Here is a 7,705-nt window from a genome sequence, read left to right as displayed (position 1 = left end):
GGGAATAAGAAGTTCTTTTGTAAAAAGAAGACGGAACATTGCTCTCAATTATCTGCTTCAACATACGCATAAACACCGCTTTCAAGTTAAACATAAACACCGTTTGCGTGCGGCACGTAGGCCTGGGAGTAATCATCCACATCGGCATGCTCGGTGTGCCGCCAGTCGTAGCGGCGCACGTTGACGAAGCCCGCCTCGGTGAGGTTGCGCGAAAGCGAGTCGAAGTCGAAGACGTTGTAGTGGATGTTGTAGAGATAATCCTGCCGGCCAAACAGCGGGCCGATCACGAGGTCGAGTTTGCCGAAGCGGCGATAAACCTCGCAGATCTGCGCGAAGTCTGGCACGGAGATGCGCAGCACCCCGCCCGGCCTGAGCACGCGATGCCATTCCTTCAGCACCCGCGGCACGTCACGCCGCTTGAAGTGTTCCAGCACATGGCAGTTGTAGATGAGGTCGACCGAGCCATCCGGGATGAACGACAGGTTGTCGATGGTAGCGACATGGTCCACATGGGGATAATCGATGGCATCGATATGGACGAAGCCGGGAATGTGGCGCTTGCCGCAGCCCAGGTGGAGTTTCATGATCTTACCCCCTTTGCGTTCAAGGCCTGGCGCCCGTTTTCCCGCCGGATTTCGGCGGGGAGCAAGGTTTTCACAATGCGCGCCGGTACGCCAGCAACCAAGACGTCCTCTGGCACATCCTTCGTTACAACCGCTCCCGCAGCAACGATGCTGCGGCTGCCGATTCTGACCCCCGGAAGAATGATGGCGCCTGTGCCAATCCAGACATCGTCGCCGATTTCGACGGATTGATTGATGCCGACCGCGGTGATGGGCAGTGCAGCAGGATCGTGCGTGGGAGTCACGATGCGGGTATCAGCCGCGATGGCGCAGCGTTCGCCGATGCTGATATGGCCTTGCGAGGAAGCCCACAGGTAAACGCCGGGGCCTATCGAGGTGTTGGCACCGATGCGGACATGCCGCGACCATGCGATTCTGACGCGATCGTAAATTTGCGCACGCGGCCCCAAGTACCCCAGCCGCAGACGGAAATAGGTCATACGGATGCGCATGAAAGCTTTGCTCGGGAGGGCGAAGGCGTAGGCGATTGATTTCGCAAAGGTCATCTCATCAGCTTTGTAAGCTTCGTATCATAGTATCTGCTAAGGGGGGCGGGCGTCTAGGGATTAGTATACTCAGAGATTGCAGCCCCACTCTCAGGGTGTTTTAGGCAGAGTTCTGTACTACCTATGTTGACTTCAGGACTTGTCTCCCAATCTTTTGGTTAAGGCAGTCAGAATCCAGTACACTGACTGGCATCAAGCTTCTTTGGCACCAGGGTCATGACTCAAGCAGCGTGGTTAGAACTGGTCAAATCAGTGAGTGAGCAGGGCGTCCAGTTACCCACCGGCGGACTGAAAATTGGCCGTGCCCCTGATAACGACCTTGTTCTCAACGATCCTTCTGTTTCCCGCCACCATGCTTACTTGGGATGGCAAGAAGGGAGAGTACATTTAACTGATCTGGGCAGTAAGGCAGGTACCCATCTCAATGGCCAGCCAGTTGTGCCCAATACCCCTATTCCTCTAGAAAATGGTGACTTAATCACGCTTGGCAACTCAGCAGTGCGTTTTCGCCTGGTTTGGCAGTATCAGGAATATCAGCCCGGCACTCTCGAGGTGGGTGGGCCTACTGAAGTTCCTGTGGTTGAAGTTCGCACAAAAACGTGGCGACAACGTTGGGGATTAAGGGAGCAAACTAGTCTTTTGGGAACGCATCCTGGCTGCGATGTCGTGGTGGATACTCCTGAACTGCTGCCCTGCCATTTGAAGTTGCGCTTTGTCGATCAGCATCTTCAGGTCATTGATCTCAGTAACCCGCAGCCAGCGATGCACCCGTATTTGGGAATCGGGGAAAGCTATGCTCTGACAGAGTTTGTTACTCTCACCTATGTAGGACAGGAGTTGCCTGATTGCATTGATACCCAGCGCCATGCCATTGCCTTTAGCCCAGCGACAGAGTTGCGTTTGACCAACACGGCAACGGTACTCGCCATTCCTGAGGCAGATGGCACACCCACTGTCCCTGTGAAGACGATTTCGCTGGTGGGATACAACACGTTCACGATCGGCCGCGATCCTAGTAATGATTTAGTCATTGAGCATCCGACAGTCTCGCGTCACCACGCCAAAATTGAGCGCCGCAATGGCGATTTAATTCTCACGGACTTGGCATCCAGCAACGGCACGTTTGTCAACGGCCGTGAGGTAGAAACACCCACACTGCTGCGGGTGGGGGATAGTATCCGCATTGGCAGCGATCGCCTTGTTCTCAATGTCGATGAAACCCTGACCCAATATGCTGAATCGGGTCACATGCGCCTGGATGCCATCAACCTCACTAAGGTGGTGGGTAAAGGGACGCGAATTCTCCACGATATTTCCCTATCAATCATGCCCAAAGAGTTTGTGGCCATTCTGGGTCCCAGTGGGAGCGGTAAGTCAACACTCCTCGATGCCCTCAATGGATTGCGGCCAGCAACAACGGGAACTGTACTGGTCAATGGCACAAATTTCTACCGCAACTATCAGGCCTTTCAAGCGCAATTGGGCTATGTACCACAGAAAAATATCATTCACGAGGAACTGACGATCGCCCAAGCTTTGGAATATGCAGCAAAACTACGGATGCCCCCCGATACAACTGCAGCAGAACGCCAACGGCGGGTGACAGAGGTGTTAACAGAATTGGGACTGAACCACCGTCGGGATGTGCCCATTTCGCGTCTGAGTGGGGGTCAACAGCGGCGAGTATGTATTGGAGCAGAATTGCTGACCCAGCCCAGTCTTTTCTTCCTCGATGAGGCGACCTCTGGCTTGGATCCCGGCACTGAGGCGGACCTGATGTTTTTGCTGCGGCAGTTGGCAGATCAGGGGCGAACGATCCTCATCATTACCCATGCCACCCAAAACATCCGGGAGTGTGATCTGGTGATCTATTTGGCGGAGGGCGGACGGCTCGCCTACTTTGGCCCCCCTGATCAACTGCTGCCCTATTTCCGCGCCACCTTTGGCGATCGCTTGAGTGGCATCAAGCTCGAGGATTTCTCTGGCATCTACCGTGCCTTAGACAAGGAGAAAAACCCCCATGCCCCCACTTCAGAAGAGCTAGAGCAGGCCTACCGGCGATCGCGCCTCTATCAGGAATATGTTGTGGGACGCCAACAGGCGCTGGCTTACATGCCCGATGAAAGTCAGCGGTCCCCCAAGGGCAAGTCCGGTCGCAGCAGTGAACCGAAATCCAAAATCTCCCCTTGGCAACAATTTCTCATTCTCATCCACCGCAATCTCACTATCCTCAGTCAAGATCGCATCCAGCTGCTGCTGACCCTCTTAATTGCTCCCTTGCTCGCTAGTCTGAATTTTGTCTCTTGGCGGCGGGATCTCTTTAATCCCGAAACGGGGAATGGGGGTCAAGCCCTGACGATGATTTTTGTCACCAGTCTCATTGCGGTGATGATTGGTGCGATGACGACAATGCGCGAGTTGGTCAAGGAGGTGGAAGTTTATCGGCGGGAGCGGTTGGTTGGCCTGCGACTGTTGCCCTACCTTGGCTCTAAGGTGGCGATCGCCCTTGGTCTGGCCCTTTATCAAGCGGCCACCTACCTTGCGGTAACAAAACTAGCAGTGGATTTACCGGGAGATTGGGGTGTCACCTTTGCCATGTACATCACCTTTGCCCTTGCCATTTTTGGCGGTATGGCGATGGGCCTTTTGGTGTCTGCCCTGGCCCCTAGCCAAAACATTGTGCCTCTGCTGGTGCTAATGTTTTTAGTACCACAAATTATCTTTAGTGGCGGTATTCAGCCCGTTTCTTCCTTTGGGTTGCCGGGGCAGATCATCAACCATCTGACGGTGATTAAATGGCCCTTTGAGGCGATGGTAAAGCTCACGGGTATGGGAGATGACATTGCCAATGACCCCTGTTGGCGGGAGCCAGAGGAAGAGCGGCAAAAAATGACCGAACAGATGCAGCGGGAGTTTTGTCTTTGCTATGGCCCCGGCCTCTTTCAAACCTGCAACTTCCCCGGAATTCGCTCCAAATACGTACCCACAGTGGATGAACCCGCACCGCCGCAGCCAGAGCCTCCCGGCGATCCCCCCAATGATCCGGCGGCGCTCCAGGACTACCTCCGACGGCTGCAAGCCTATCAGGCGGCAATGGACGAGTGGGAAGTAAAATACTCCGAGTGGAATCGCCAGCGCAGTCGCGCCATCAATGAAGCGCAGGGCACCATCAGTCGCTTCCAGCGGGATCAAGGGTATATGTTTACCGTGAATGTGCAACGCCATTGGCGGGATCAAAGCCTTCTCATCTTGGCAATGCTGGTGGCTTTACCCTTCTGTCAAAAACGCCGGGACTTTGGCCGTTGAAATCCTGTAAGCTTTTAGGCCAAATTTTTTAGTGATTTTTTAATCAATAATGAATAAAGTCATCCGTCGCCATTTTGTTTTTACAATCCTATGTCCGCCCCCAATCTACTGCTGATTGATGGTCATTCCTTGGCCTTTCGTGCCTACTACGCTTTTAGCAAGGGGCGGGACGGGGGCTTGCGCACCTCTACGGGGATTCCTACCAGTGTGTGTTTTGGCTTCCTCAAGAGCCTCCTAGAGATTCTGGAGCAGCAGCAATCCGACCATGTAGCCATTGCCTTTGACTTGGGGGAGCCGACATTTCGCCACGCCGCCGATGAAAACTACAAAGCAGGCCGTGCCGAAACCCCGGAGGACTTTATTACCGATATTGCCAATTTGCAGGCTCTGCTGCGGGCCCTACGTTTGCCCCTATTGAGTCAGCCGGGCTATGAAGCGGATGATGTGATTGGTACGGTGGCTCACCGCTTGCGATCCCAAGGGTGGCAGGTCTCCATTGTCAGTGGCGATCGCGACCTCTTTCAATTGATTGATCGCAAGGGTCAAGTCCAGGTCTTGTATCTAGGGAATACCCTTGGCCAGCGCAAACAGGGTCTGGAGGCCTTTGATGCCCTCAAGGTTAGGGAAAAAATGGGGGTTTGGCCAGAGCAAATTGTGGACTATAAAGCCCTCTGTGGCGATGCCAGCGATCGCATTCCGGGTATTAAGGGCATTGGCCCAAAAACCGCTGTGCAATTGCTGAGTCAATACCCCACCCTGGAGGACATTTACGCCCACATCCATGAGATCATGCCCCTCAGCCTGAGAACCAAGCTGATCAATGGGGAGGCCGATGCCCGCCATTCCCGTACATTGGCCCAAATTGTCCACGATGTTCCCTTGGAACTCTCCCTAGAGGAACTGCATCTGACTCCCTTTGACTGGCCAATGCTGGATCACCTATTAGATCAGTTGGAGTTTCGCGCCCTGCGAATGCAACTTCAGGAGTGGCACCGACGCTTGGGGGGCATACTCCCCGATTTAGAGACTGACTCAGAGGAAACGTGGTTTTTTGCGCCCACGGATACCCCCCCTCCCTTGAATGTGCAACTCATTGAAACGCCAGAGCAACTGCAATGGCTGATTAGCCAGTTAGAAACCTGTACAGATGCAAATCATCCCGTGGCTTGGGACACGGAAACAACGGCCTTGAACCCCCGCGATGCTGCCTTGGTGGGCCTGGGTTGCTGTTGGGGAGCCGCTCCCGATCAGGTGGCCTATCTGCCCTTGGGGCACAAAGAGGGCCAGAACCTCCCCCTGCAAGACACTCTCACCGCTTTGCGACCGATTCTGGAGGGCGATCGCTACCCCAAAGTCTTGCAAAATGCCAAATTTGACCGCTTGGTGTTGCGCTTTCAGGGGATTCAATTACGGGGGGTAGTATTTGACACAATGCTGGCCAGCTATGTGATTAACCCCGAAGCCAGCCACAACCTTAAGGATCTGTGTCAACGCTATCTGCCCCTCCCAGCCCAAAGCTACCGCAGTCTTGTCGGCAAAGACCAAACCCTTGCGGACCTGTCACCAGCCACGGTGGCCCAATACTGTGGCCTCGATGTCCATACCACCTATCTTCTCAAGGAGAAACTAGAGGCAGACCTAACCCCCCGCTTGCGGCAACTGCTCCTAGAGGTGGAATTGCCCCTCGAACCCATTCTGGCGGAAATGGAAGCTACGGGCATTCGCATTGACAGTGACTATTTGCGGCAACTCTCCCAAGAACTGGAACAGCAACTGGCAGCCCTGCAACAACAGGCTTGGGATGCTGTGGGACAACCCTTTAACTTGGCCTCCCCCAAGCAACTGAGTGAACTGCTCTTTGGCACATTGGGGCTGGATACGAAAAAGACCCATAAAACGAAATTGGGCTATTCCACCGATGCCGCAACCCTTGAAAAACTCCGGGGAGATCATCCCGTGATTGACCTCATTTTGAGCCATCGCACCCTCGCCAAGCTCAAATCCACCTATGTTGACGTGTTGCCCACTCTGGTGCGTCCAGACACAGGCCGTGTTCATACTGAATTTAACCAAGCGGTGACGGCGACCGGTCGCCTCTCGTCCTCCAATCCCAATCTGCAAAATATCCCCATTCGCACCGAGTTTAGTCGGCAAATTCGGCGCGCCTTTATTCCAGAGCCGGGCTGGCTACTGGTGACAGCGGACTATTCCCAAATTGAGTTGCGCATCCTCGCTCATCTGAGTCAAGAGCCTGCCCTGGTGGCGGCCTACCAAGAGGGGGCGGATGTCCATCGCCTCACGGCGCAGTTTCTCTTAGAAAAAACCGATATTAGTTCCAGTGAGCGTCGCCTGGGCAAAATTATTAACTTTGGCGTCATTTACGGGATGGGCCCCCAGCGGTTTGCCCGCGAGGCCGGTGTGAGTGTTGCCGATGCTAAAGTGTTTATTCAGCGGTTTTACGATCGCTATCCACGGGTCTTTGACTATCTGCGGCACATGGAACGGCTTGCCCTCAGCCAAGGCTATGTGGAAACTATTTTGGGGCGGCGGCGCTACTTTGCATTTGAGAGTCGCGAATTACAATCCCTGCGGGGCAAGCCCGTGGAAGTCTTAGCCGATGTCGATCCCAGTAAGCTAAAGATGAGCAGTTATGAGCGGGGACTGTTGCGGGCGGCAGCCAATGCCCCGATTCAAGGTTCCAGTGCCGATATTATCAAGTGTGCAATGGTGAAGCTGGCACCCCTGTTGCCGCCAGAAAAGGCTCGCCTGCTGCTGCAAGTTCACGATGAATTGGTGTTGGAGATGCCCCCTGAGGCGTGGGAACACCTGCAAACCACGATTCCTGAAGTGATGAGTACGGCGGTGCCCCTGCGTGTGCCCCTGGCGGTGGATATTTACGCAGCAGCCAACTGGCTGGAGGCCAACTAGGTTTGTTGATGCGGCAGCAACACCCCCGGCAAGTGTCCTTTTGGCAAATTCTTCTCTGCCTTCTTGTGGGGGCGATCGCCTTCTGCTGGCCTGCTGATGCCCAAACAATTCGCCCTTACATTGACCGTGCCATGGATCAAATGAGTGAATTCTATCTTGACAATGGGATGCACTTCATTGTCATGGAGCAACACCAAGCCCCGATTGTGGCATTTCTCACCTATGTGGATGTGGGGGGCGTGGATGAACCCGCAGGCCAGACTGGTGTCGCCCACTATCTCGAGCACTTAGCCTTTAAGGGTACCCGCCGTATCGGCACAACGGATTATGCTGCCGAAAAAG

At 54.4% G+C, this 7,705-nt stretch carries 5 protein-coding genes; 3 read left to right on the top strand and 2 right to left on the bottom strand.

The window, feature by feature from the left end; all coding sequences use genetic code 11:
• Positions 1-86: 86 nt before the first annotated feature.
• Together H8Q75_RS01800 and H8Q75_RS01795 are read right to left on the bottom strand one after the other, a co-directional pair.
• The gene (locus tag H8Q75_RS01800) at positions 87-584 is read right to left on the bottom strand and encodes a methyltransferase domain-containing protein (protein ID WP_024124368.1); all 498 of its coding nucleotides are present in this window, start codon (positions 582-584) and stop codon (positions 87-89) included.
• Complete coding sequence (locus H8Q75_RS01795; RefSeq protein WP_024124369.1) at positions 581-1,129, bottom strand: acyltransferase; 549 nt, start codon at positions 1,127-1,129, stop codon at positions 581-583. The genes H8Q75_RS01800 and H8Q75_RS01795 overlap by 4 nt, the downstream gene beginning before the upstream one ends.
• Before the next feature lie 216 nt (positions 1,130-1,345).
• Here H8Q75_RS01795 and H8Q75_RS01790 point away from each other — a divergent pair, with 216 nt between their 5' ends.
• The 3 genes from H8Q75_RS01790 to H8Q75_RS01780 all read left to right on the top strand — a co-directional run.
• Positions 1,346-4,435 carry an ABC transporter ATP-binding protein/permease gene (locus H8Q75_RS01790; RefSeq protein ID WP_024124370.1) on the top strand — a complete coding sequence of 1,030 codons (3,090 nt, stop codon included), beginning with the start codon at positions 1,346-1,348 and terminating at the stop codon, positions 4,433-4,435.
• Positions 4,436-4,525: 90 nt separating this feature from the next.
• A complete protein-coding gene (gene polA, locus H8Q75_RS01785; RefSeq protein WP_024124371.1) occupies positions 4,526-7,363 on the top strand; it encodes a DNA polymerase I in 2,838 nt (945 codons plus the stop codon).
• Positions 7,364-7,371: 8 nt separating this feature from the next.
• Positions 7,372-7,705: insulinase family protein (locus tag H8Q75_RS01780; RefSeq protein ID WP_297039966.1), on the top strand; the 334-nt coding region annotated here is incomplete at its 3' end.

Source organism: Thermosynechococcus sp. OHK43 (genome assembly GCF_014466085.1).
Taxonomy (GTDB): domain Bacteria; phylum Cyanobacteriota; class Cyanobacteriia; order Thermosynechococcales; family Thermosynechococcaceae; genus Thermosynechococcus.
Note: the sequence above shows the minus strand (reverse complement) of the source record. Positions and strands in the feature narration are given on the sequence as shown.

Bases quoted from the DNA above. Each gene is read 5' to 3' on its own strand.
- H8Q75_RS01800 (WP_024124368.1), bottom strand. From the start codon at position 584: ATGAAACTCCACCTGGGCTGCGGCAAGCGCCACATTCCCGGCTTCGTC.
- H8Q75_RS01795 (WP_024124369.1), bottom strand. From the start codon at position 1,129: ATGACCTTTGCGAAATCAATCGCCTACGCCTTCGCCCTCCCGAGCAAA.
- H8Q75_RS01790 (WP_024124370.1), top strand. From the start codon at position 1,346: ATGACTCAAGCAGCGTGGTTAGAACTGGTCAAATCAGTGAGTGAGCAG.
- polA (WP_024124371.1), top strand. From the start codon at position 4,526: ATGTCCGCCCCCAATCTACTGCTGATTGATGGTCATTCCTTGGCCTTT.